Annotated in this window: 27 protein-coding genes; 8 read left to right on the plus strand and 19 right to left on the minus strand. The window is 35.6% G+C overall.

Going from position 1 to position 23,814, the window contains the following annotated elements:
- Nucleotides 1-267: 267 nt before the first annotated feature.
- The gene (locus ACJROP_RS10750; RefSeq protein ID WP_406535466.1) at nt 268-768 is read left to right on the plus strand and encodes an HNH endonuclease; all 501 of its coding nucleotides are present in this window, start codon (nt 268-270) and stop codon (nt 766-768) included.
- A gap of 122 nt (nt 769-890) precedes the next feature.
- Here the strand turns inward: ACJROP_RS10750 and ACJROP_RS10755 are convergent, their stop codons facing one another.
- From ACJROP_RS10755 to ACJROP_RS10785, 7 genes are all read right to left on the minus strand, one after another.
- A complete protein-coding gene (locus ACJROP_RS10755; protein WP_406535467.1) occupies nt 891-1,571 on the minus strand; it encodes a hypothetical protein in 681 nt (226 codons plus the stop codon).
- Nucleotides 1,552-2,814: a terminase large subunit domain-containing protein gene (locus ACJROP_RS10760; RefSeq protein WP_406535468.1), complete on the minus strand. Its 1,263-nt coding sequence runs from the start codon at nt 2,812-2,814 to the stop codon at nt 1,552-1,554. The genes ACJROP_RS10755 and ACJROP_RS10760 overlap by 20 nt, the downstream gene beginning before the upstream one ends.
- Complete coding sequence (locus tag ACJROP_RS10765; RefSeq protein WP_406535469.1) at nt 2,798-3,124, minus strand: hypothetical protein; 327 nt, start codon at nt 3,122-3,124, stop codon at nt 2,798-2,800. Before ACJROP_RS10765 ends, ACJROP_RS10760 begins: the two co-directional genes overlap by 17 nt.
- Before the next feature lie 82 nt (nt 3,125-3,206).
- Nucleotides 3,207-3,599, minus strand: coding sequence for a hypothetical protein (locus tag ACJROP_RS10770; protein WP_406535470.1), 393 nt, complete (start codon nt 3,597-3,599; stop codon nt 3,207-3,209).
- Nucleotides 3,600-3,671: 72 nt separating this feature from the next.
- Nucleotides 3,672-3,821, minus strand: a complete 150-nt coding sequence (locus ACJROP_RS10775) for a hypothetical protein (RefSeq protein WP_406535471.1) — start codon at nt 3,819-3,821, stop codon at nt 3,672-3,674.
- Between the two features lie 103 nt (nt 3,822-3,924).
- Nucleotides 3,925-4,536: a hypothetical protein gene (locus ACJROP_RS10780; protein WP_406535472.1), complete on the minus strand. Its 612-nt coding sequence runs from the start codon at nt 4,534-4,536 to the stop codon at nt 3,925-3,927.
- Complete coding sequence (locus ACJROP_RS10785) at nt 4,514-4,954, minus strand: hypothetical protein (RefSeq protein ID WP_406535473.1); 441 nt, start codon at nt 4,952-4,954, stop codon at nt 4,514-4,516. Before ACJROP_RS10785 ends, ACJROP_RS10780 begins: the two co-directional genes overlap by 23 nt.
- A gap of 391 nt (nt 4,955-5,345) precedes the next feature.
- Here ACJROP_RS10785 and ACJROP_RS10790 point away from each other — a divergent pair, with 391 nt between their 5' ends.
- Nucleotides 5,346-6,656, plus strand: a complete 1,311-nt coding sequence (locus tag ACJROP_RS10790; RefSeq protein WP_406535474.1) for an Arm DNA-binding domain-containing protein — start codon at nt 5,346-5,348, stop codon at nt 6,654-6,656.
- Nucleotides 6,657-6,951: 295 nt separating this feature from the next.
- On the opposite strand, the gene ACJROP_RS10795 is transcribed toward ACJROP_RS10790, so the two are convergent.
- Nucleotides 6,952-7,386, minus strand: a complete 435-nt coding sequence (locus ACJROP_RS10795; RefSeq protein ID WP_406535475.1) for a hypothetical protein — start codon at nt 7,384-7,386, stop codon at nt 6,952-6,954.
- A 1-nt stretch (nt 7,387) separates the two neighbouring features.
- Nucleotides 7,388-7,615, minus strand: coding sequence for a hypothetical protein (locus tag ACJROP_RS10800; RefSeq protein ID WP_406535476.1), 228 nt, complete (start codon nt 7,613-7,615; stop codon nt 7,388-7,390).
- A 445-nt stretch (nt 7,616-8,060) separates the two neighbouring features.
- Here ACJROP_RS10800 and ACJROP_RS10805 point away from each other — a divergent pair, with 445 nt between their 5' ends.
- The 4 genes from ACJROP_RS10805 to ACJROP_RS10820 all read left to right on the plus strand — a co-directional run bounded on the left by ACJROP_RS10805 (nt 8,061) and on the right by ACJROP_RS10820 (nt 10,616).
- Nucleotides 8,061-8,846 carry a hypothetical protein gene (locus ACJROP_RS10805; RefSeq protein WP_406535477.1) on the plus strand — a complete coding sequence of 262 codons (786 nt, stop codon included), beginning with the start codon at nt 8,061-8,063 and terminating at the stop codon, nt 8,844-8,846.
- A gap of 131 nt (nt 8,847-8,977) precedes the next feature.
- Nucleotides 8,978-9,376: a hypothetical protein gene (locus tag ACJROP_RS10810; protein WP_406535478.1), complete on the plus strand. Its 399-nt coding sequence runs from the start codon at nt 8,978-8,980 to the stop codon at nt 9,374-9,376.
- 21 nt (nt 9,377-9,397) lie between these two features.
- Nucleotides 9,398-10,138 carry a hypothetical protein gene (locus ACJROP_RS10815; RefSeq protein WP_406535479.1) on the plus strand — a complete coding sequence of 247 codons (741 nt, stop codon included), beginning with the start codon at nt 9,398-9,400 and terminating at the stop codon, nt 10,136-10,138.
- Between the two features lie 193 nt (nt 10,139-10,331).
- Entirely contained in the window at nt 10,332-10,616 is a 285-nt protein-coding gene (locus ACJROP_RS10820) for a hypothetical protein (protein ID WP_406535480.1), read from the plus strand.
- A 135-nt stretch (nt 10,617-10,751) separates the two neighbouring features.
- Here ACJROP_RS10820 and ACJROP_RS10825 read toward each other — a convergent pair whose 3' ends face one another.
- Together ACJROP_RS10825 and ACJROP_RS10830 are read right to left on the minus strand one after the other, a co-directional pair.
- Nucleotides 10,752-11,297, minus strand: coding sequence for a hypothetical protein (locus ACJROP_RS10825; protein WP_406535481.1), 546 nt, complete (start codon nt 11,295-11,297; stop codon nt 10,752-10,754).
- A 3-nt stretch (nt 11,298-11,300) separates the two neighbouring features.
- A complete protein-coding gene (locus ACJROP_RS10830) occupies nt 11,301-12,485 on the minus strand; it encodes a hypothetical protein (RefSeq protein ID WP_406535482.1) in 1,185 nt (394 codons plus the stop codon).
- A 164-nt stretch (nt 12,486-12,649) separates the two neighbouring features.
- On the opposite strand from ACJROP_RS10830, the gene ACJROP_RS10835 reads away from it, so the two are divergent.
- Entirely contained in the window at nt 12,650-12,874 is a 225-nt protein-coding gene (locus tag ACJROP_RS10835) for a hypothetical protein (RefSeq protein WP_406535483.1), read from the plus strand.
- Between the two features lie 3 nt (nt 12,875-12,877).
- Nucleotides 12,878-13,057: a hypothetical protein gene (locus tag ACJROP_RS10840; protein ID WP_406535484.1), complete on the plus strand. Its 180-nt coding sequence runs from the start codon at nt 12,878-12,880 to the stop codon at nt 13,055-13,057.
- 51 nt (nt 13,058-13,108) lie between these two features.
- On the opposite strand, the gene ACJROP_RS10845 is transcribed toward ACJROP_RS10840, so the two are convergent.
- From ACJROP_RS10845 to ACJROP_RS10880, 8 genes are all read right to left on the minus strand, one after another.
- The gene (locus ACJROP_RS10845; RefSeq protein ID WP_406535485.1) at nt 13,109-13,756 is read right to left on the minus strand and encodes a glycosyltransferase family 2 protein; all 648 of its coding nucleotides are present in this window, start codon (nt 13,754-13,756) and stop codon (nt 13,109-13,111) included.
- Nucleotides 13,734-14,519 carry a glycosyltransferase family 2 protein gene (locus ACJROP_RS10850; RefSeq protein WP_406535492.1) on the minus strand — a complete coding sequence of 262 codons (786 nt, stop codon included), beginning with the start codon at nt 14,517-14,519 and terminating at the stop codon, nt 13,734-13,736. The genes ACJROP_RS10845 and ACJROP_RS10850 overlap by 23 nt, the downstream gene beginning before the upstream one ends.
- Nucleotides 14,507-15,124 carry an NUMOD1 domain-containing DNA-binding protein gene (locus ACJROP_RS10855; protein WP_406535486.1) on the minus strand — a complete coding sequence of 206 codons (618 nt, stop codon included), beginning with the start codon at nt 15,122-15,124 and terminating at the stop codon, nt 14,507-14,509. The genes ACJROP_RS10850 and ACJROP_RS10855 overlap by 13 nt, the downstream gene beginning before the upstream one ends.
- Nucleotides 15,125-15,222: 98 nt before the next feature.
- Nucleotides 15,223-17,127 carry a hypothetical protein gene (locus ACJROP_RS10860; protein ID WP_406535487.1) on the minus strand — a complete coding sequence of 635 codons (1,905 nt, stop codon included), beginning with the start codon at nt 17,125-17,127 and terminating at the stop codon, nt 15,223-15,225.
- Between the two features lies 1 nt (nt 17,128).
- Complete coding sequence (locus ACJROP_RS10865) at nt 17,129-18,790, minus strand: hypothetical protein (RefSeq protein ID WP_406535488.1); 1,662 nt, start codon at nt 18,788-18,790, stop codon at nt 17,129-17,131.
- A gap of 83 nt (nt 18,791-18,873) precedes the next feature.
- Nucleotides 18,874-20,310, minus strand: a complete 1,437-nt coding sequence (locus ACJROP_RS10870) for a leucine-rich repeat protein (RefSeq protein ID WP_406535489.1) — start codon at nt 20,308-20,310, stop codon at nt 18,874-18,876.
- A gap of 30 nt (nt 20,311-20,340) precedes the next feature.
- Nucleotides 20,341-22,323, minus strand: a complete 1,983-nt coding sequence (locus ACJROP_RS10875; RefSeq protein ID WP_406535490.1) for a hypothetical protein — start codon at nt 22,321-22,323, stop codon at nt 20,341-20,343.
- 15 nt (nt 22,324-22,338) lie between these two features.
- Nucleotides 22,339-23,670, minus strand: a complete 1,332-nt coding sequence (locus tag ACJROP_RS10880) for a leucine-rich repeat protein (RefSeq protein WP_406535491.1) — start codon at nt 23,668-23,670, stop codon at nt 22,339-22,341.
- Nucleotides 23,671-23,814: the final 144 nt, after the last annotated feature.

Here is a 23,814-nt window from a genome sequence, read left to right on the forward strand (position 1 = left end):
TAGGTTAAACTCAACCTTTGCAGTGTTCTGTGTAAGGTTAAACTGATGGTGGCTTACATCATCAATATAGCATTGAATCGTTTTGTAATTCTGCTGTTGGTTATTAAGGTCATCCCCTTGGTATTTAACAAAATTAACGCCTTTGAAACGACTTAATGTGTCCTTTAGAATATTAACTACTTCTTTATATATCATTTTATTTCTTTTTTACGATTTATTTTTGTATATTTGCTAAAAGTCTAATATTTATAGTAAACATACCAAAAGATGAGAAATTATTACGCTGATTATAGTAGATACTCATTCAATCCAGAAGATGATTGGGGAGATTATGATAATGGAAAATATAGAGAACCTTATTTTAATAAACTGGGCTATTCATCACATTCTTATTTATGTGATGACGGAAATTTTCATAATATGTCTGAACATACCGTAAAATGGGAATACTTCAATGGAAAAATACCAGAAGGTTATGAAATCGACCATATTATACCAGTTAGAAATGGTGGGACAAATAAGTTATCAAACCTAAGATTGGTAACACATGAAGAAAATATGAATAATGAAATAACAACTAACGAAAATTGCGCTAAAGGCCATTGGAAAGTCGTTTATCAATACGATTTAGATAATAACTTAATAAAAATTTGGGATAGTGCATTAGATGCTGCTGAAAATGGTTTTTACTATCAAAACATTGCCAGATGTTGTAGGGGAGAAAGAAAAACACATAAGGGTTACAAATGGTCGTATGAACCACTGTAACCCTTTTTTTGCTACATACTACTTACCTTTTTTTAACTTTCTACGTTGTTCCTGAAATTTCTCATCCTCTTCTTCTGCTTTTGCCTTTTCAGTCAAATATGTGAGAAGTTGAAGATAGTCCATTAAATGCCATTGATAGTTTTCTCTAATTTTTTGAGGGTCTTCATTGCAGACTTCATAGAACGTCTGGAGACTTGACCACTTTCGTACAAACTCTCTATATTCTTGCGCTCTTGGTTTATTCCTTCCTTTAGTTGAATAGAGAGTTGGGAAGGTAGCACTGACAGTATGTAGCAATTCATGAAAAAACTTATCAATGGTATAATCTTTGTGATTGGTTGTTTCTCAAATAATGCTACCCTATTTGGCAACACTTCATTTTCAAACGTTGAATCAAATATTTCATTCTCCTTTCTGCATAGTATAGCCAAAACACTGGCATAATTGAAATTGTTATCCTTTGTTGCCATTTCAACAGCAATGTACTCACCAGCCTTTAACTTCTCCATGAAATTTATTTGATAGACTTCATTGTTTATCTCAATCTTATTGGATGGTTCTTTTGTTTCTATTTCAGTTGAAAGGAACTTAAGTTTATCCAATATGATTTCAAGAAATTCTGCTGGTAATGACATGATATAATCTTTATCCTTATCAATGAATATATCAATTACATCAACCACATTAAAAGTTTTTTCTTTATCCTGATAATATTCGTTTATCTTTTCGAATTGTAGCAAAGTAACCTCATCCCATGATGTAGGTACTTTAATTACTCCAAAGTTATATGAATCGTTTTGCATTTGTCAATATGAATTTATTTTTATTTATACCCTGATACTTAAAGTCTTCCATACATCTTAAGGCAATTGCCAAAGACATAACTCTATCATCCTTCTTTCCTTCTTGGGCTGCAAATGTAAGTTTCTTTGTCTTGCTTATTTTGCAAATAAACGTTCCAAATTGGCTATATAGTTCACTATCATTGAAATATAGTTCCTTATTTGCCACTTTTACAGCCAGATATGATATTATTTCTTCCTTTGAAGAGTTGCTGGTATTCCATTCATAGATATTGCTTTTTCTTTTCACCAACTTTTTGATTTCGTTTATCATTGGCGCACCAAGTCCATTGTTTTCAATATATGATGCAACTGGATTGGTTTGATTGATAATATCAGCAATCTTTCTATATTTTTGGTCTAACGTTCCCTCAATCTTATATTGAATTACCTGATTATTGTCGTTTACCTTTGTTACAATGGTTTCATCAGTCCCATCGCCAGATAAGTCAACACCAATCCATTCTTTTGTTCCATTATATTGCATATCTTTGACAAAGCAGTTTTCAAAACCTTGGAAGAATGTCAATGAAGAATCCAAGAATTTGCACATGAACTCTTGTTCGAATGCCTTTGGTGGTATTGACCTTTTTATTTCTTCTATCTGTTTCTTGTCTACCAGATTATCATCGTATATTGTTCTTTCAAGATATTTGATGCCATCTTCACCATTTAATGCCCTAAGATAGAAATCATAGAAGAAACCTTGTTTGCCACAAGGCGTTGAAATAAAGATTGTTAGTGGTTGTCTGGCCTTTGTGATTGGCATTATGACGTTTCCCCATATATTTTCACCATTTGGTAATACGTCAGGATAATATGCAGCCTCATCACAAATAAGCACCCCATTTACAGTTGTTCCTCTGATTGCTGTGTATGATTCAACTGAATAGAACTGCAATGTTGAGTTTGTTATTGTCTCAATGGTTAGGGTTGATGAATTGGCTTTTTTGATGATTCCTTTTCCATCCAGCAGATTAACTATTTCCTTGTAGACCTTTCTACCCAATTGGAATGTTGGGCTGATATAAGCAGAGAACTTGTTTTTCTTCAATAGGTTTTCGATAAGCATAATTTCAGCGAAAACTGATTTGCCACTTTGTCTTGACCATACCAGTACTAATTGTTTTGTGTCTTTCTCATGTGCCAATTTATATGCTTCTTCTTGCCCATTTGTAAGTTTTATCTTAAAGTTCACCTTCATTGTTATCAAAGTTGAAATCTATCGTCAGTTCTCCATTTATATTTGCGTCAACCTTTATATTCTTTTCATCAGGAAGAAATGTTTTAACTATTGAATCAAGAACTGATTTGGCAACCAGTGTATTACCAACCAACATTGAATCATTGTATAACTGGTAATATTGGGAATATAGTTTGTCTTTTAGATTTTCGATGTCTGACTCCCTATCTTCCTTTAGTCTATGCATGGCTGTGTAATAGTACATTTCAGCAGTCTTCCATGTATATTTCTGCTTTTGTCCATCATATAGTTGTTCTTGGAGTTTTGACATTATATCGCTTTTCTGTACCCCATTGACAATATCGCAGATAATAAGGTTAAGAAGGTCTTCGACATATTGGTAATCTCTTACTTTAGCCCTCTTCCCGTTCCAAATTCTTTTGCTTCGTCTTTCTTCCTTTGGTCTTAGGTGACTTTCTATTATCGGCATTTTCAGTTTCCTCCTTTATTTCTTCTTTTATTGATTCCAAGGGGACACTTTCAGTTTCCCCTTTCTCACCCCTTTCGTTTGTGTCGGCTGCTTTTGATGCAGCCTCCTTTGCTTCATCTGCCTCCCATTTGTTAAGTGCTGTTTCCAGTTCTGCAATTCTTGCTCTCATGCAACTTCCACAAGTGGTATTTCTTACGTTCTTATCCAGTATTCTGTTATACGCTTCTGTGAGTTGCGTTGATTCTACATATAAGCCCCTTTTCTTGATGTTTATAAACTTTCTAACCAACTCTTTGTCTTTTTCTGTAAAATTCATTTTTCTTTTTCTATTTGATAAGTATTTATGTCTACTGTTTTCTGTTTCTGGTCAACCTTCATTGCTATTGCGTTAAGTATTGCCATTATCCATCCACCAATCGCTGTAACCTTGAAGCCTAATATAAGCCAAACAGCACCATATACTGCCATCAGAAGCCAAAATGTAAGGCATATCTTGCAGTTGAATGGTCGGTATTGAAGAAATGATGGCAAACCCCATCTTTCAACCTGCATATGGCTGTACCAACTAACAGCAATGAATATAACCAGTATGAGTAATATTTGTAATATCATTTTCTTTCATTTAAAATAAACATATGTAATTACACCAAATTGCCATAAAGCAGCATATACGCATTGTTTATCTCTTCCTTTGTGATATTCTCCTTTATCCAATTCTTAACGTCAATAACCTTCTGCCTAGCACCTTTTATTTTTGTTTGTTGTGCCAGTTGTTTGTATGTAAGATTGCAAAGATGTTTTATCCTGAATAAGTATGAATGTTCATCGTCAAAGTTATCGTCAACCCTTGATATAATATAGAGCGTTGCAAAATCGATATAGAGGTCTTTTTTAATCTTCTGGAGACTTGTATCGTTGTGAGCGTTATAGTAGTCCTCATATAGGTAATTGATGCTCTCAGAATCAATATTTGCGTCTCGTTTTGCATTGCGACAATACTGGCCTTCCCTTTGAAGATTTTGCTTAAATGACTTGAAGGTATAGTTATCAAATCCTTCCTCTGAATTATCATTGATACCAGACTTAAGTATCTTTTCGTATATCTTCAAATAGGTGTCTGAAAATATGTCATCTGACCAGTTGTATGCCTTTTCCTTGCAGAATGTGAAGTATTTTTTTCTCAGGGAATCCCAATTCTTTGCAATCCATTGAAGGTATCTGTCAGCATCGTTAGCATTCGCACATTCCTTCATAGTCCCATTCCTCCCCTGCTTTTTTTACCAACTTTCCTGCCTTATAGATGTCAGCATCTTTCAGTGGCAATTCAAATCTATAATCTGCTTCCCCAGTGCCATAGCCAGTACTTGTGATGTTGTTAAATCTCTTTTTCTTGGGATGCCCCATCTTTCTTAAGTTGAAGACAATGGTTACATCATTCTCCAAATAGTTGAAGTAAAGTGGTTCAAAGCCATTGTTTATCCAGTCTAATAGAAGGTCAGCAACCTTATGGCTTTCGACAATGAGGGTGTCAGCCTTATATACTGAGTCAGTTTTAGTTAATCCTGATACCTTTCCACTCTTGCATAGTACTTGATTTCTGTTTTTAGATTCAACATTGCATGGGGTATTGTTTGTTGTACCAGACTCATCTGACCAATGGTACTTTGGCATTCTTTGATGTTCGTCAAAGAAATTTGTTTGTTCTTGCCACCTTGTAAACCTTTCATGACAAATCTTTTCTTGTAATTTGAAATAATCGTTATCCTTTTTCATATGCTTTTTTATAATAAATATCTAGATATTATAGAAAGTATAGAAAAAAGAATAAAAATATCAATAAAAATAGGAAAAAAAGTGGAATATTTTGTAACTATTTGATATTCAATATAGTAATATGTCGAAGGAGGACATTATTTAACTTTTTCAATTTTTACCTTAAATCTCTTGAAACGCCTTTATTTAAAGGGTTTGTTAAAGTTTTATAATTATTTCCCATTTTTTGAATAAAGTGGAATTTTTGGTGTAATTTTGCATTAAAAAGTGGAATTAAAGTGTACCAGTTATGCCAAAAACAAATGAACCCAGAATCTCTTTGATACTCAGAGCATCGAAGAAGACAAGCGAGAACTTGCACCCAATCTTCATACGGGTCGCATTCAATGGAATGGTTGAGAAATCAACGGGTATTAACACTGATGAAGCCCATTGGGATAAGTCAGAGCGAAGAATCAGGAGGGGCTTTCCCAATTATAAGAGCCTCAATGAACAGTTGTCTGTCATCTATCAGGAATGTGTTGATAGAATGACCATGCAGAAACTCAATAAGAAGGGCTATGACATCAAGTTTATACTTAATGGGGATGGTATCAAGCCAGAGGAAAGAAATACGTTCACAAGGCTTATAAACGACTATTTAAGGGATAATTCGTTGAAGGTCACAACACAATGGCATTATCGTTATGTCAGGAACAAGTTGATTGACTGTTTTGGGGATGATGTAAGCAAATGGAACATCAAGGAATTTGAGGCTTATCTGTCAGGATTGAATATCACTGACTCTACAAGGAGATTGATTCTGAACAAGATTGATAGCCTTGGTTTGTCAATTGAAGGCTTTAACATCAAGAAGTACAAGATTGCAAGAAGGAATGGTTATATACCATTGTCGGCAATGCCATTTGTTAAGCAAGTTGCACTGTCGTATATTGGTGTTATTGATGGTGACTCTTTTAAGTATCATCAGGAATTTATTGATAACGTCAACAATTGGCGTTGGCATGGATGGGTTGGAATGTGGGTTTATATTGACTATCTCTTTCAAGGGCTTGCTCCAGTTGACATTAACCAGATATACAAGGAAGAGATTGAAGTTAAGAAGATAAATGGCAATTCTTATTATTGTTGGGATGGCAAAAGGTCAAAGACAAACGTTGATGTTAAGGTTAGAATTAAAAGAAATATATTCACAAACATGCTAATCAGTGGCATTATTTCTTTCACCAACAACAAGAGATTTATTCCATTCATACCTGATGATTTGGTTGACGATGATAAGATTGCACAACGCTGCCAATATACGATGAACAGCCAATTGGCAAAGGAGTTGAAGAAGTTTTGGAGGGAATGCAACCAATTGATTCAAGAGCATAATGACTTGCACCCAGACGAAGATGAAGTTCCATTCATTGATGAAACGCTAACTTGGTACGCTGTAAGGCACTCATTCGCCATGCATTATGTATCAATGCCAAATGCTTCTCCAATTGCCCTTGCAACACTTATGGGTAGGTCTGCAAATGGTCTTGCTCAATACTTGGAAACCCTTCAAGAGGATGCCAATTTGGTGAGTGCTGCTGATGTATTAAATTATTAAGGGGTGAGCCGTATTGCTCACCCCAGCATAACTAAACAATTAAACAATAAAATAACAATATATATAAATCATGAAGTGTTTTATTCAAAGGGAGTTGAAACAGCAATAAAACAACTCCCGTTTTTTTTTCAAAAAAGGTATCTAAATAGCATCTATATCTACCAGATACCAAGTGGCTATACAATCAATTTGAAATGATGTCAGTGGTATCTTTAGACTCTGCCACAGCCAGAGTTGTTAACCGTATAGCCGAAGATTTCTTTCTTTTTTTATATTATGTTTTGGACTAAAAAAACTATTTTCTATTACCTTTAGTACTTTTTGTAAGAATAATCATGTTTGAGTTTAATGTCCTTGTGAACTCTTCCAGTAACATTGCCATCCTCTCTGCCTTGTCAAGCAACAGCGATTTTGTCATTTCCTCATCAATAAGTCCAGCAAACTCAACGCTTATGCAGAATTTCTCACCTTGCTCAATTGTATTGGGATAGTCCAAGATGATGATTTCCTTCTTGCAATTCATGTTGTATTTGATATACGTCTTGAAGCGTTTGCAAACACTGGACACAATCCTTGATGTATCTTCTTCTGATTGAAAAAATAAGTAACTTGTTATATGGTAGCAATGAGGGCTTTTTAAATCAAATTTTGCCTCCAGAATAGACCTATTTTGGTTGAAGTTAATATTCTGATGCCTGATTGTCTTTGTGAATGTTTTTGTTCTGCCCATACTAATCTCCTTCCAATTCTTCTGTTGTTGGTGTTAGCGTTGATTCATCAAAATCTTCATAAAGAATTTCCTCGCCCCACTCTTCTTTGATATAGTTCCCTATATCATCCTTTACTCTGTTTATGCATTCAATTATCTTCTCATCGAATATATGTTGCTCTTTTAGCCTTACTAAATCACACCTGATTCTCCGATAGAAGTAAGGGTTATTCATTATGTCTTCTGCCATTGTTGTTTAATTTGATTTAAGTTTAACTTTATGTTCACAATGCAAATATACAAAACTTTTTTGAAAATAAGAAATATTTTTTTAGTTTTTTTTATAATTTTTCAAAATTGGTGATATTTATAATAAAAATGGCATCATCTTCACAGACAATGCCACTGGACATGATTCTAGGAATTATTCCCTTGGTATGATTATACATAATATTAACTAGAATATCTAGATATTTATTATATAATTATATAAATTTTAATATTTATTATAAAAAATATTTTAAATTATATTTCTTTAATTAAATAATTTTTTGTATATTTGCAATAATCGATATGTATACTATATAAGTACTTAATTTTTTGGTAATGGGAGGTTCTTTCAGACCTTTATACACCCTCCCATTACTTTCTTCAAAAGGTCTGAGTTGAAAGATAATGTATAAAGGAATAAAAACATGAAAATTACAGAACAACGAATGGAGGAATTATTGCCTCAAAATATCAAGGACAGTGAATTAAGCCTTGGTACAAAGAAAGTATTAACAGCACTATTGGATTGGTATCTTACAACAGAAGCAAGAAATACTGGTATTATCATCATCAATAACAGTAAATTATGCGCCATTGCTGGTGTTAGCCCTTCAACGTTACAAGAAGCGATTAGGGATATTGAAGAATTTGAACTTGGTAGAAGAGAGGTTGGGACTGGATTAGGCAATGCTTCAAAATATTATTTGAACTTTGAAGCGTTTACAAAACCATTAAAAAGGAAGTCATTTGAAGAACTTTTTCTATCAAAACCAGATACATCCAAATCTTCTGAAACCCCTATTAGTACTATAGTAAAGAATAGTATAGTAGAGAATAGTAGAGATAAGATAAGTAGAGTAGAGATAAGTAAAGAAAAGAAGAATAAAGAAGAGCAAAGCACAGTTGAAGAAAAGGAAGAATCCTTCATTGATGAATTTGAACAAAAAGAAGGTGTTAGTCTCAATAGGTATCTTTACAATTTATTCAAGAAAGAAGGAATTGAATCAATCGAGAACTGGTATAACACCAATGCAAGTAAGTTTAAATCTACTAGTGATTTCAAAAGATATAACTCCATAGCGAGCGCAATCAATGGTGAGGCTTATAAGGTTGCTTCAACGCTGAATGAGGTTGGTGCAAGGGCTTCAAGGCGGTTTAGCAAGCAAATGGCTGCTTCAATGCGAGGTGTTGAGATTGGCAGTGCTATATAATATGTAAATAGGTATATTTGTAAATATATCTTAAAATCATCAATTATTTTGTTAACGAACCTTAACCAGTTTGGAACTTTCAACCATTTTCATTATCATTGTTTCGTTCAAAATTTAAAAAAATATTGACTATGAGAAAGTTACAAGTAATTCTTTTAATTTTAGGTTTAAGTCTTAACCTCAATGCTCAGGATGTGAAAAAGGTATATGATTTGTCTGGCAGAGACATGACAGAACAGTATAATGCCGAAGAACTTCACAAGGGCGTTTACATCATTGACGGAAAGAAGGTGACATTGAAGGCTGACCAACAGAACGTCAAGAAAAGTAAGGATGCTTGCTATCATCAACATTATCAAAAGAAAATGAAAGATGATGAAGTTATTGTTGCTGATGCTAATGATGATGTATATTCCATTCCCGTTAAGAAGGGGTATGAAAGAACTTATTCCAAGTGGGATTCATTTGAAATGCGTTTGAACTGGATTGGAACAATGATGATTTTAAACAGAAACAATTATTTATATTAAAAGGTTATGAGAAAGTTAATTATGATTTTGGTTATGATGCTGGTTGCATCAGGTGCTAATGCTCAAAAAGATGATGTTTACATCTGTTTTGATAAACATGGTAACAAGTTTTTGCTAGACAAAGATATAGTCAACTATGGCAAATTTTATTATGACTTAAAAGATAAAAATGAATTGATGGATGCAATGTTGCATTGCAAGAATATCAATGCATTGGTTGATACTATAAGAAGTCATGGCGAGGAAGTATTTGTTGTATTTGAAGGTTATAAACATAGTTATTCCACTAATTATGACAAACATGTTATCAAAAAAGTCAGTGTTGAAGACTTTTTAGGTAAAAGAAAAAAGTTTAATAATTATTGTAAATATGAATATGATACTAAATTTATTATAAATGGTTTAAAAATATACACTAGAAACATTAAGCCAAATGGAGATTTTAAGTTAGAAGAAGGCCAAAAGTATTATATGGCATGGTTGAAAAACACCAACGAGAGAAAATATATTCTGGAAATGATTTCAGAAGAAGAAAGTAAAAGACTTAGGGAAATAAGTAAAAAACGCTTATCTGAAATAAGAAAAGAAATCGAGACCAGTGAAAATGAAGATATAAGGCAATGGATGGAAAGAAACAACTACACACCGCAAACTGATGTGTTTAATGTTAAGCGTTGGGATGTGGGCGCAATGAATGATGAAATTGAAGAAATAAGAAAAGAACTAAAAGAACATAACCCTTCAAATGTTAAAATCCGTTAAAGAATCGTTTCTGATTTCTTTTTTACAGAAACTTTTGGTATATTTGCAATGCTTCCAATTTGAAGCACTATTGAAAAACCAAGAAATTTGCAATTGTTTTTCATAACGTTAAAATTTTACAATGCTGGGCACTGGTGCTTGTGAAAGTGGGGCTGGTGCCTTTTTAAAAAAAAATTCTTAATAATTAGATATTATGAAAGCAAAAATTAAAAATTTTATTGTAGGCCCTGATGGGAGCATTGAGGTGGTTTTTCAAACTGAGAAGAAAATTACAGGGACTGGAAGGAAGGCACTATTAAAGCATCTTGCTGATAACTTGCAAGGCTTCAATACAACAGTTGGCCCGCTATGTTTGGAGTGGTTGCCTAACGAGTATGTACTATGGTTGGGCTTTGATGAAGATGATGTCAGGTTCATTGATGCTGTGGCTATCATTGATATACTGAATCAGTTGTTTGAAAGTTTTAAGAAAAATTGATATCCGGTGTATAAATTAATGTTTTTCAAAGGCACCAGATGTCTGTGAAGATGGGGCTGGTGCAATTAAAATGGTGGAGGGCTATAAACTCTCCACCATTATTATTTTAAGCACACCAGAAGCCTTAAAATGCCCTTAAATCAAATCAGCACACTTCCTATTGGTTGTATATAGTTGCTTCATTGGGTTGGGGTAGTTCAATTTGGCATTATCATTGCAACAACTGCAACCACAAGCGCAACAATTAAGCAATGGGAAAGACTCGTTCCTTTCACATAGCCATTTTTTGCAATAGTCCTTTCTTGCTTCAACCTGAGTCCTTAAATGTTGGCTGACATAAGTCATATCCTTCAAGTCCAGACTGTCTGAATTGTCTGATTTGCCCTTTGTGATGCCAACTTCTGATATATGTGCCCACAGTACTGGTAATGCTTCATAAGCCACTGCAAAGCCCAAATATGGATATATTGCTTCAACCAGTGCTGTTGAGTTTTCATCTGACAGATTGTTTTCTGCCACTTGTTCCAGTAGTTCATCGTAGAAATCATTTCCTATGATTGGAACAAGCCATATTGCCTCTGCCAACTTCACATAGTTGTGGAGTTCCTTCATGTTATAGTTCAAAGGTATTGGGCTAAACTCCTTAAGCCATTTTTCGTTAATGATTGTGTTCTGTAACATATCTTATTCCTCCACTTTCTTTTCTTCTTCAATGTTATTGCTATCGTTGTTATCAACATCAGTTGATTCAGTTCTCTCTGGTACGTTTGCATCATCGTCAAAGTCCTTGAATGACAATGGCTTCATGACAACCTCAACATCAACACCTTGCATTCTGAACATCTGATTAACTGTTTTAATGACTGCCATTCTGTTGCTATTACCAGTCAGTTTGTTATACAACTGATATGCTGTTTCAAGTTTATCAGCCTCACTTGCAAATCCAGTTTGTCCAACATCAGGCATACCAACCAATGATGCATTTGGAATCTGATGCGCTGCCAATATTCTGCTTACGGTTCTTTGGTTTGCTGAATCATAGAGATTGATGTTTCCACTATTTGTTGAGAATGGGATAAACTCTGGCTTCGTTTCGTCAACATTGTTTCTGAAAGTCACCATAACAGAGTTGGCGTTATCTGACCCTTGGAACATCCTTGTTACATTGTTGATGATTGCTTGTCTTTCCTCATCAGTCTCAACCTCATTCATTACCAGCATACCACTTGGAACAAAGCCATTGACAGTTGTCTTTAGGTCAAAGTTAACATATTCAATTTCTGATTGGATTGCCTTGATACCAGCTTGATAGTGTGGCTGTGTGTAATATGTCATTGCTGGAGAATACTGCCTATACACATAGAGATATGGTTTTCCCCTTTCAATAACGCTTTCATCCCTCATATCAAATGCATCAATTTGGAATGGAGGATATTGTCCAGTTGCTGTCCAATCGTTGCAAATCCAATAAGACGTTATCTGTCCATCCTCATCGTATTCCGACCATCTTACCTTGTCAAGTGGCATATGCCAAAATGAGAAGGTCTTATTGTCGTTGTTCTTGATAATTTGAAGGGCAAATGAGCCATATATCAGGTAATCAAGTGAAATGTTCTTGATGATATCATCCCATGTTTCAGCATAGTTGGGAATCACCTGAGTGCCATCCATTTGCATTGAATCAAGGTCAACGCCATTGCCAATGATACTCTGTACGCCAAAGTTAATGCAAGCCCTATGAGTTGGTGACTGATTATAAAGGTCAAGCAACAGATTGGGGTAGTTATTCTTCAAGCCCCAATTGACCCATCCAAGAGCATTTTTTCTGGTTAATGCGCTTCCTTCAATCTGTTTTTCGAATTTGGTCAAAAACAAACCACCATTTGATTTTGGTTTATTGGTTGAACCAACTGGTCTTCCTCGTTTTTTTGTGTTTTTTTCCATTATTTCTTAATATTTTTTCTTTTAATGAACATATTATCAATTATTTTTTTAATTTTGCATCCAGATTATTAACTTAAACATTAAACAATATGGAATTACATTGGCAATCAGAAAATGAGTGTCTGCTTATTGACATCGTAAAGAATGATGATTATGGATGGGATGTCGAATTAAAGGAGTTCCCAACCACTGGTCTAATGGGGTCATATAACGACTTCCAAAAACTAATAAATGACATTACGCCATTCGTCTTAACCAATATGGCTCAGGATGAAAGAATAAGATTTGCTGAGGAACTTAAACAACTGGCATAAATTATGGATATAAAACAACAAATCAAGATTCAGAAAAAGTGGGTTGAGATTGGTAAAGCAACTCTCGAACAAGTAATTGAAGAAGGGCAGCCTGATGAAATCATCGAATATGAACGAAATGAGTTAAGTTTTTATGAGAATGAACTTAAAATGCTTCAGGAGCGATTAAAAAATGGTGGATAGTTATGCTACCCACCATTCTTATTTTAACGTCACCAGCGCCTTCTATAAACCTTAAATGGATTGTTTATAATATTTATCCCTTTCAGCAAAGAATAATTTTTGATTGATTGTTGAAAATCCATTCAAATCATAATCTGAAATTGGAAAATTAAGATGCTTATAACTCACCTTGTCAACCATAATTCTTTCCCTTAACCATGACCAGTCTCCCAAGACCTTCCAATCTGTTGAATAGTTATGTTCTTTCAATAATTCAGTCCTTATAAACGTTGATTGATGTGGTAGGGCAGACCTTTTGAAGAATGCCTCAGTTAGTTTATCTGGAAATCTTGCAAGTGTTTTTTTATTATTTACCTTGTATTCATTCCCATAGACAATATCCTTATCAAGTTCACCATATACCCTTTCAATGACATTGTTTTTGTTCAAGATGTCACCACTGTTGAGATATAGGACATAATCACCATTTATATGTTCAATGCTTTTGTTCATTGCTGGGAATATGCCACCATCAGGTTCAGAACACCAATATGCAATGTTGTCATCGTATTCCTTGATAACATCAACACTGCCATCAGTTGAACCACCATCGATAATCACATATTCAACCTTATCAAAGAATGTCTGGTTAACAACTGACTCAATGGTTCTTTTAAGACCATCCTTGTTATTCAGATTAATCGTTACAATTGTTATCATTTATGTCAAAACTGTTTTTCTGATTATTCTTATATTCCCTTTCAAGTTTCTCATACGAATCAGCATATTCAATTGCCATCCCATAACGTTTGTTGGTATCTGAAAGGTTTGAGTACATTCTTTGCCTTACCTTGTACTTATAGTCAAGCCCAAACCCCTTATCAATGTGCAGATTGAATCCATTATTTGAAAGCATTATCTTCATATCTGGTGATGTCTTCACATAGTGTTGACCAACGCTCATTTCAACCTTGTCAGTTACCTTTGTATTGAAGATTGACAGTTTTGAAAAGTCATCAAAACCCTTCATATGGTTCATTCTCTGCCTATAGAACTTATGGCAAAGTTGATGAAGGTATTTATCTTCGCTGAAAGGTGGCTTAAAGTCTTCACAGAGCGATATAATTGGTGTCATAAGGATATTGTAACCCCCATCGATAAAAGCCTCTGAAACAGCCTTAAAATCATCAAAAAAGAACACCTCATCCATGTCAGTAATAATGATGATGTCATAATCATTCTTATACTCAATATAAGCCCTTTCCTTCACTTCCTTATGAATGATGTCATTATGGCCATCTGAATCAAAATGCCTTATGGTGACATATGGAATAGATGACAAGTATTCAAGTGAGTCATCTGTGCTTCCATTATCATAGACAATAACATCAGCACTTATTCTTTCCCAATATTTCCTTACGAATGGCAGAATATCCATTTCATTCTTGCATAAAACAATAATACATACCTTTATTTTTTCCATTTCCAAATATAGCCTCCACTTGTTTTTAATTTATTTTTACACACCCTTGATATTCCATTTTTGCTAATTCCTAATTCTTTTGATGCATCAGTAGCACTATCCCATTCTTTTATAAAGATACCTTCTTTTGAATATTGAACAACTGCTTTTTTATGCCCGTTAGCACTTCTTATAATAGATTCAACAGAGTGCTTGCAGCCTCTTATTTTATTCGCTCTTTTCTTTACTCTTTCCTCACTATGTTTTACACCTTTATTCCACTGATTCCCTTTTTTGGCATTAGATAATTTTACCCTTGTTATAGAATTGAGCATATTATCTGGATGAGTGCATATTCTAAGATTTGACAATTTATTAGTACCGCCTTCACTTATAGGTATGATATGGTCAATTTCATATCCATCTGGTATTTCACCATTAAAATAAATCCATTTTGCCACATGTTCACTTGTAGTTATTCGTTTTCCATCATAAGAGCGATAATGATGATAGCAATAACCTCTCTTATCGAATACACCTTTTCTATACACACCATTGTCATAATCACCCCAATCATCTTCTGGGTTGAATGTGTATCTTTTGTAATTTATCCAACATATTTTCATATACGAATCATTTATTTATAAATATTAAGAAAAGAGTAAAAAATGTAAATAAAAAATGGGAAGTGTTTGTTGCTTCCCTTTTGAATTATTTAGAGTGATTAAAATACTTCTGGGCCAGCTGTAATTGTAAACCCACTTGGACTAGTGAAAAGGCCGTTTACAATATCATATAAGCCAACCTTATTATCACTGTCTCGTTTGCATGGGATATAGTCATACTTTAGAGTGTCATCGCTTCCTTCAATCTTAATCTCATAGATATTGCCACACATAAGATACTCACCAGTTCCACCATACCAAAAGCCAAATACACCCAAATTTCCACTTGGATTATAACCACTACTTTGAGTAAGGTTAACCAATGTCTGTACACCAGTTGTCGCATTTGTGACAGTTAGTAATGACGGTTTATAGTTAAAACTCAACTTGGTGTCATATTCCATTGTATAGTTACCTCTTTCAGTATTGGCATTTGTGAAATACTTGGTGTTAAGATTATAGCCATAACCACCATCGTTACGAATTGCAAATACCTCTTCCGAACCAAAGATGGAAATATACTTTGAAACGTTTTCTTGATTTTCCGAATCCATACTGAATATGATTGTAAAACTATCACCATTTACCATATTGGTGGTTGGAATAGTCCATTTGTTGTTAACGTTTTGGTGTAAGGAAGAAGAAGGTTGTCTTATGTATTCAACCTCTGTATATCCATCTGGTAGTCTTGAATCACAATCAGTTGAACCAGCCTCAATCAAGTCTCCTTTTTCATACACTATTGGGGTTTGATGTAACCAAGTTCCATCAACATTCCTGACCATTTCCTCCATCTTTTCATATTTGTCTCCTCTGTAGCATATATATTCACCAGACACCTCAAATAAACCATATTTGGTAAGCCACTCATAAGCATCTCCAAACAGATATGGGGTGTTGTCAATTGTTGCATCCATTCCAACCCAAGGACATTCATATGCAAGAGCATCCTCCATATCGATGAATACAACATTGTTTTCAGGTTCATCCTTTGTTGTATAGTATTTTGGGTATTCTTTTGCACCTCCTGTTCCTCCACCTATCAACGAATTGCTGTTCGAAGAACTCTTGAAAGAATCAGATACCAAATCATAGAAACCATACTTGCTATCGCTATCCCTCTGACAAGGAATGTAATCTGCAACAACTTGGTTGTTCTTTGTTATCTTCAACTCATTATAGTATTTTGATTTGCTAAATCTCCAAGGTGAAGTTCCATTCAATCCTGCAAACAAGGAAAACGGAGTATTATTGTTGGTTAACGATGTTCCATTGCTTGAAACTGTAAAACCACTTGTTCCATCACCTTTGTCAACGGTACTCAATATTGCATTCGAACCAGTCTCACCACCAAATTCCAAAACACTGTTATGATGCTGATTCCATCTCCAAGTAAAGCCTGGGTATGGTCTTGTGGTTGACTCTGTTGACATAAGATAGCCGAAGCCATCATCTGTTACATAGTACTCTGTCCAGACCCTTCCTTCAATTGAGAATGTATTGCCAACAGTGTCCATCAGTTGCAGACCAGTGTTGATATATGCATTGCCGTTTGAACCGACATATTCGACCTCAGTATAACCTTGTGGCACTCTGGTGCTTCCAGTTACCTCACCAAGATTGTCCCATTCTGAGCCATCCCACTCATATTCATAGCCGTTGTCAATGGTAAGTTTACCCTCATAGTAGGTGATGTTCCTACCCTCTCCATAGACACCATATTCCTCATATTGGCCAAGGTTGTTCAACTTGTACCATTTATCAGTTGCTTTGTCATAGACATCAACAAACTCTGTGTCTGTGTATTGTGTAATATCCTCAACAACAGCAAAGCAAGGCTCTTGATGTGGTGTTGCACCTTGCACAATCTTATAGTAACAGATTGCACCGTTCTTGTAAACCTTGATGAGTTCGGCATCGTTGAAGTACCACTCATTTATTGTCTTATTATTCTTGTAAATCATTTTAATTGATATTTGCCTCTCCTAATTTCATTGTATATCCATTTGTTGCATCACCAACGAAATAGACGGTGTTTGCATCCTTTGTTGCAAGTGCTTGGTATTCAGCACTTGTCATCTTCGCCATTTTCAACCCACCAACAAAGTCATATACAGCCTTTGCAGAAGCAGCCTCACCATTGGTTGATGAACTTGTGATTGTGGTTGATATAATCACCTCTGCTGGTGCTGCATCACTGATGACATATAAGACATCAGGGTCTTTTGTAACCAATGCATCGTATTGTGCTTGGGTCAACTCAATAACCTCTGCCTTGTCATCCCATTCTGCTTTCTCTGCTGATGTCACATGGACATTGGTGTTTGCAGTGTGAGCAGTTAAAGCATCGTTCACTTGTGTCACAGCACTGGTATCAGCCTTGCCAGCAATATCAGCATTGGTTATATATCCAGCATCGTTTGTAAAGTCACTTATGTTTGTAGGTACTGTTGGAATGGTAGGTTTATTTGTCAGGTCATTATAGTCACCACTGAAATCAGATTTGTTGTTCCAAGTGGTCTTCTCTGCTGATGTTACATGGATTGATGTATCAGCTGTATGGGCTGTTAAAGCATCGTTTACAGCAGTTACAGTACTGGTATCAGCCTTGCTGCTTAATGCATTGTCAACCTCTGTCTTTGTATAGGTCGTTGCAGTGTCAGCCTTTGCAGCAAGCAAGGCATCAGTTGCAGTCTTGTCATAGTAGAGGTCTGGGTCGAATGTTCCACCTTCTGCAACCTTTTGGTCAATGGTTGCCTTGTCATATGTGAACCCACTTACATAACTCTGTGTCTGTGCCGTTGTATAGTAGTTTGCAGGGTTGAATATGTCAGTCAACGGTATTGAGATTGGTTGTTTGCCAGCATCACTGTTAAATGTAATGACTAAGTTTCCATTGATTATCTCAACATCGCTAACCATGCCATCCTTGATAAAGTCAGTTGCATCAACATATGCAATGGTCTGTCCAGTTGCATCATGCTTGAAATTGATTCTTTGAGTTTGTGAATCATACTCAACAGCACCGAACAATGGGGCTACAGCACTTGAAACTTCCTGAGTGACAGCAGATGTATCAGCCTTGCCACTTACAGCACCATTAACAACCCCTTGTGTTTCTTGCTTTGTGTAATAGTTACTGAGGTCAGTTGGAGTATATGCAGTTGCATCCAGCTTTTCATCAAGCAAGCCATCAGTTTGACCCTTTGTATAGTAGTTTGAAAGGTCTGTTGGGGTATAAGCACTTGCATCAAGTTTATTGTTCCAATAAGTCTTCTCTGCTGATGTTACATGGATTGATGTATCAGCAGTATGTGCCGTAAGGGTATTGTTGATAGGCGTTGTTGCTGCCGTTACAGCAGCGTTTGTCTCTTGCTTGGTATAAGTGTTGTCAATTGCATCTGTATTGGCTTGGACTTGTCCAGAAAGGGCATTTACATCAGCCTTGTCAGCCTTTGTCCTGATGGAAGTGCTTATCATACTCTGAACCTCTTCCTCAGTCACACCATCGAAATCGTCAAATTTCTTATCAACTTGTTCTTTGGTGTAATAATAGTCAGCATTAGCCAAAACTACAGAATTATCGCAATGACTCCAACGTTTCATATCGCAATCTGGGTATATCATAATTCTATATTTTATCTTTTATAAACATATTTATTTTTAACCTTTTTTTCAATGCCAATGCCGTTGTTGGCATTGGCAATATACTAACTTATTGCTTGAATCCTTGATGAATATGCTGACCATCCAGTTGCACTCCTATACGCTGACAGTGCTGTTGAAGGAACATATACCACAACATTTGCGTTGTCAGTCATCAATGTTTTTATGGCATCATAGCCTTGCGCATAGTATTCCAGCGTTGGAGGCGTTTCAGCCAATATATTCAATCTTGTAAGCGAAGGACAATTATCAAACGCATGGTCTGCAATGCTTGTTACACTTGAAGGCAATGTCAATATCTGTAAATATGGACTGTCCTTGAAGCAATCCTGACCAATCCTTGTAACGCCAGTTGCAGCAGAGAAGTTATAGTTTACTGCGCTGCTTCCCCACTTTGATGTTGCGCCAAGTGTGGTTGTTCCGCTTACCAAATAGATGTTTGCTCTGTTGTTTCCAGCCTTTGGCATTGGGAAAGTATCATTACCAACAGCAGAAGGGTAATAAGTGCCACCACTTTCAATCACAATTCTTTCAATTTCGCCAGATGAACCAACATCCATTATCGCATTTGCAGCACTTGAGAAGATGACAGCACCAATCCTTGCTTGCGTTTCACCAGTCTGACCAGTGCAGCACTCTGACAATGCAGTTGTTAACTCATCAATCTGTGCTTGAAGCCCACTAATCAATGCATCAACAACGCTCTTTGGATAATAGTTGTCAAGGCTTTGGTGTTGCGTCAAATAACCCTGACTTTGTACCCACTGTTCAGTTGCGTATCCAGCCAAACTCTGATGTTGAGTTAGATAGCCCTGATTCTGAACCCACTGTTCTGTTGCATAACCTTCAAGGCTTGGAATTTCGCTCTTGTCAGCCTTATTTTCAAGTGAGGTGGACAACTGCCCAACGGTTGTGCTTAATGCGCTCAAATCGCTTGCATTTGCCTTATTTGACAATAAATTATTAACCTCTGTCTTGTTATAATAGTTGCTTAAGTCTGTTGGGGTATATGCAGTAACATCCAGTTTATCATCAAGAAGGTTATTGGTTTCTGATTTGGTATAATAATTTGATAAATCAGTTGTTCCGCCAGTGCCAATCTCAATGTTGCCATCACCAATCAAACTGATGTTGTTAATTGTCTTCAAATGTTGGTGTTCTGTGAGATAACCCTTATCTTCAACCCACTCCTTTGTCGCATAGTCAGTCAGGTCAGTTGGAGTATATGCTGTTGCATCCAACTTGCCATCCAGTTCATCGTTTACAGAGTCAAAGGCAGCATCAATCTCATCTTTGGTATAGTAGTCTTCCAAAGAATCATCAATCATTTCTTTGGCTTTTTCCTCTGAAATTCCATCGGTTGTAATACCGCTTATTTTCTCATCAATCTCGGATTTTGTGTAATAAATATTTGGGTTTGCCACCACTGGAACACAGCATCCCATATTGATTTGATAGTTATTTCCTTCGCAATCGCACATGATATAATCTTTTAGTAAACATATTATTATTTATTCACATTGCCACAATTCTGTCAATACCCATTTATAGGTTATTGGCTCCTGACAATCTGTTGAACCTTCCTCAATCAGTTCTTTTAATCTTGTTGCACCAGTATCAACCCAAGTTGCACCATCATCGATTGAGGTTTGTTCCTTCTGATACGACCATTTATCGCCATTCTGACAAATATAATCAGAGGCATCAACCCATCTTGTAATAACAGTTTGGCATCTTGTATCTCCACTTTGAATTAGGCTTCCAATCCTATATTCAGATGTTGGTGTATTGATTGAAGTTGATGTCGTACCAGTATATCTTTGTTGTCTGACATATGAATTACCACTTTCACATAGATATTCTGGTGTATTTCTCCAATCTTCATACACTTTATCCTGATTTATTGTAAGCGTATGTGGCTCACCGTTGCAGTCATAGACAATTGGCTGTTCAACTTTGGTTGATGTTGTGGTATTTGCTGGTACGTTGAAGATAATCTGACTATCTGTAACTTGATAGGTATAATTCGATGTTATGGCTGATGGAACACAACCTGATTGGAATGTGAACGTTACATTCTGTGCCGTACAGTCAATATTAACTGATGTTGGAATGATATATGTATCGCCATTATTAACAGTGACATTGACAATTCTTATATTATCACCACTTTGGATATTGAATGAACCAGTTGTTGCTGAAACTGATGTATTGCAGACTGTTAAGGTATAGTTTGTACCACCTTCTCCTGATGATGGTGAAACTGTAATAAATGATGATAGGTCTGTAATCTCCCAATCACAATCAGCCTTGAAGTTATATGTGCTACAAGTCACTGATGAGAAGGTAATATTAAGCGGAATATCAGTTTGCATAAAGCAAGTTGTGCCCTGACATTTCGCTGTGTTAAATGTATCAGTTGTGCTGAATGTCCCAACAACATTAAGGTCAGAAAATTCTTCTTCATAACCTTCCAATACCTTATATTCACCAGTGCTTAAGCCATTAACAGTTGATTCTGATTGAACAAGGTATATTGCTTCACCCCTTCCAACGCATTCATAACCAACCTCTGGGGCATAATGCCAACTTGTTTCGCTCATTGACTGTTCACTATAATCAACCATTGCATAAATGCCATTCTTTGCAGTTTCAGTCAGAATTATATTGATTATATCGCTTCCATCGCCATCATCAGTGTCAATGGTATAATTTGCTTGAAGACCAGTATTAAAACCAACAAAGAAGGTATTATCATCTGATTTTGGAGTTATAACAGCAGCATACTTGTTAAACATAAATTCCAATAGATTATATTGCCAGCTTGTCTTATAGTCATCAAATGGAATTTGAAAGTTAATGGTTGATGTGGTATTAAAACCATCATACGATACTGACAATGAACAACTATTCCTTATAAACTCCACATCCTGAAAGTCCTTTCCATAGGTATATAAATTGCCATTATCAACATCAACGTCACACCAAGCCCTTTCCAATAGTTTCAAGTCCTTAATACCGTATGAATTATAACCCATGCAAGGTGCATTAACAACCTCAAAGTTGGCTTGAAGTCTTAATGTTGGAAAGTTGCTTAACAATGAAAATGTAAAGTCAGTTTGGTTGGTGTTATTTGATAAATTGAAGGTATATGTCACCCTTGCTGGAAAGTCAGGATTAACCATCCATTTTGTGCCATCCTCTGATTCAAGAATGACATAGAATCTATCACCAATAACCCTTGAAACATAACCATGCATTGAAAGGGTAACAGTTTTCTGAAACTCATAACGCTCATCCAGTGATGTTTCCTCATTAAGGCTGATGTTAAATCCATTCAACCTTAATGGCAACTCATCCAAATCTTCGATATAAGCATCATAGCCATCGACATGAATATCTTTCACATGATACTTTGATACAAGATATACGACACTCTTCAACTTTGAATAGTTATATCTGCATCTGTTGTTAATATAATTTGTTACACTCATTTCAATTTAAGTTATTTAAGAATTATTTTGAACAGTCCATCCATCAGGAATGCCACTAACACCAGTTGACCATCCAGTCATTGATGCATCTTTGACGAATGTACCAGTTGCAGCAACACCATTTAGCCAATAATATGTACACATACTTGCTGATATATCAGTTGCCAGACACTTGATGTAGTTAAGACTTGTGCAATTATAGAACATTTGATTATAGCAATAATTTGCCAACGTTGTAGCTGATAATACTGGCGCTGTTGTTAGACTTGAACAGCCATAGAACATACTTTGATAACACTGAGTTTTCAATGTTGTTGCTGGTAGTTCAGGTGCAACCGTTAGGCTTCTGCAATTATAGAACATAAGGTTATAACAACTGTTTGCCAACGTTGTAGCAGGTAGAACAGGTGCTGATGTAAGGCTTGTACATTCATAAAACATTTCATTATAGCAAGCATAAGCCAATGTTGTTGCTGGTAATACTGAAGGTGCTGTTGTAAGATTTGAACAACCTCTGAACATATGTTGATAACAATTACTTGCCAAAGTTGTAGCAGGCAAATCTGGTGCTGTTGTTAGGCTTGTACAACCTGCAAACATATAAAAATAACAACCATTTCCCAACGTTGTGGCTGGTAATGCTGGTGGTGATGTCAAATTATTACAACCCCTAAACATTTCACTGCAAGTACTTACCCCATTTGCAGCATTTATTGCCGATGGTGCTTCTACAAGCGAATTAGAATGTTGAAACATATTTGCATAAGATTCTTGGCCACAAGTTGTTGATGGCAAAACCAAATTTTTGGCTGATATTAGATTATCAGAATCATAGAAAATACCCTGAAATGCATAGTCACCAATTGTGTCACCGCTTGTTTCAAAATCATCCCCATAAATCAATGATGTAGCATTTCCATATGCGTTAAATCTTTTAGACCCCAAAAATCTATTATAATAATTAGTGCTGCCATAATTTCCATTTCCATATGCAGCATTTGTTCCCTTGACCAATACCTTATCGCCAGTATTAAGCGTTGCAATGGTTGTTCCACTGTTTCCTGATGTTGATGTGTATTCTGTCCAAGTTACACCATTATCCGTTGAAGCAGATATGGTTTTTGCTGTATTATTTTGACCCAATTTAAAAAATATTTGATTGTCATCTTCAAGGCTCTCAAATGTAAGATATTGGGTTGAATAGTCAATTGCTTCGCATTCTGCCAATGTCTGGTAGGTATCAATATATGTGCCCTGCCTTGTCTCGGTTGGAGTAACATCCTCCCAAGTCAAACCATTGTCATAAGATACTTGTTTCTTCTGTAAGTAATATTTATTATAAGCCATAGTTTTTAAGCATTTTGAATTGTCCAGTTATTAGGAATACCAGATTTAACATATGAAGTATTGATAGTCCAATTATTCATTGTTGCGTCTTTAACAAACGTACCAGATGTTGTTTGAACACCGCTTGTCCAATTGCTAGTGCAA

The sequence above is a fragment of the Methanobrevibacter sp. genome (genome assembly GCF_045220775.1).
GTDB lineage: Archaea > Methanobacteriota > Methanobacteria > Methanobacteriales > Methanobacteriaceae > Methanocatella.

Coding starts and splice junctions, on each gene's coding strand:
- ACJROP_RS10750 (WP_406535466.1), top strand. CDS start 268: ATGAGAAATTATTACGCTGATTATAGTAGATACTCATTCAATCCAGAA.
- ACJROP_RS10755 (WP_406535467.1), bottom strand. CDS start 1,571: ATGCAAAACGATTCATATAACTTTGGAGTAATTAAAGTACCTACATCA.
- ACJROP_RS10760 (WP_406535468.1), bottom strand. CDS start 2,814: ATGAAGGTGAACTTTAAGATAAAACTTACAAATGGGCAAGAAGAAGCA.
- ACJROP_RS10765 (WP_406535469.1), bottom strand. CDS start 3,124: ATGTCAAAACTCCAAGAACAACTATATGATGGACAAAAGCAGAAATAT.
- ACJROP_RS10770 (WP_406535470.1), bottom strand. CDS start 3,599: ATGAATTTTACAGAAAAAGACAAAGAGTTGGTTAGAAAGTTTATAAAC.
- ACJROP_RS10775 (WP_406535471.1), bottom strand. CDS start 3,821: ATGGGGTTTGCCATCATTTCTTCAATACCGACCATTCAACTGCAAGAT.
- ACJROP_RS10780 (WP_406535472.1), bottom strand. CDS start 4,536: ATGAAGGAATGTGCGAATGCTAACGATGCTGACAGATACCTTCAATGG.
- ACJROP_RS10785 (WP_406535473.1), bottom strand. CDS start 4,954: ATGCCAAAGTACCATTGGTCAGATGAGTCTGGTACAACAAACAATACC.
- ACJROP_RS10790 (WP_406535474.1), top strand. CDS start 5,346: ATGCCAAAAACAAATGAACCCAGAATCTCTTTGATACTCAGAGCATCG.
- ACJROP_RS10795 (WP_406535475.1), bottom strand. CDS start 7,386: ATGGGCAGAACAAAAACATTCACAAAGACAATCAGGCATCAGAATATT.
- ACJROP_RS10800 (WP_406535476.1), bottom strand. CDS start 7,615: ATGGCAGAAGACATAATGAATAACCCTTACTTCTATCGGAGAATCAGG.
- ACJROP_RS10805 (WP_406535477.1), top strand. CDS start 8,061: ATGAAAATTACAGAACAACGAATGGAGGAATTATTGCCTCAAAATATC.
- ACJROP_RS10810 (WP_406535478.1), top strand. CDS start 8,978: ATGAGAAAGTTACAAGTAATTCTTTTAATTTTAGGTTTAAGTCTTAAC.
- ACJROP_RS10815 (WP_406535479.1), top strand. CDS start 9,398: ATGATTTTGGTTATGATGCTGGTTGCATCAGGTGCTAATGCTCAAAAA.
- ACJROP_RS10820 (WP_406535480.1), top strand. CDS start 10,332: ATGAAAGCAAAAATTAAAAATTTTATTGTAGGCCCTGATGGGAGCATT.
- ACJROP_RS10825 (WP_406535481.1), bottom strand. CDS start 11,297: ATGTTACAGAACACAATCATTAACGAAAAATGGCTTAAGGAGTTTAGC.
- ACJROP_RS10835 (WP_406535483.1), top strand. CDS start 12,650: ATGGAATTACATTGGCAATCAGAAAATGAGTGTCTGCTTATTGACATC.
- ACJROP_RS10840 (WP_406535484.1), top strand. CDS start 12,878: ATGGATATAAAACAACAAATCAAGATTCAGAAAAAGTGGGTTGAGATT.
- ACJROP_RS10845 (WP_406535485.1), bottom strand. CDS start 13,756: ATGATAACAATTGTAACGATTAATCTGAATAACAAGGATGGTCTTAAA.
- ACJROP_RS10850 (WP_406535492.1), bottom strand. CDS start 14,519: ATGGAAAAAATAAAGGTATGTATTATTGTTTTATGCAAGAATGAAATG.
- ACJROP_RS10855 (WP_406535486.1), bottom strand. CDS start 15,124: ATGAAAATATGTTGGATAAATTACAAAAGATACACATTCAACCCAGAA.
- ACJROP_RS10860 (WP_406535487.1), bottom strand. CDS start 17,127: ATGATTTACAAGAATAATAAGACAATAAATGAGTGGTACTTCAACGAT.
- ACJROP_RS10865 (WP_406535488.1), bottom strand. CDS start 18,790: ATGATATACCCAGATTGCGATATGAAACGTTGGAGTCATTGCGATAAT.
- ACJROP_RS10870 (WP_406535489.1), bottom strand. CDS start 20,310: ATGTGCGATTGCGAAGGAAATAACTATCAAATCAATATGGGATGCTGT.
- ACJROP_RS10875 (WP_406535490.1), bottom strand. CDS start 22,323: ATGAGTGTAACAAATTATATTAACAACAGATGCAGATATAACTATTCA.
- ACJROP_RS10880 (WP_406535491.1), bottom strand. CDS start 23,670: ATGGCTTATAATAAATATTACTTACAGAAGAAACAAGTATCTTATGAC.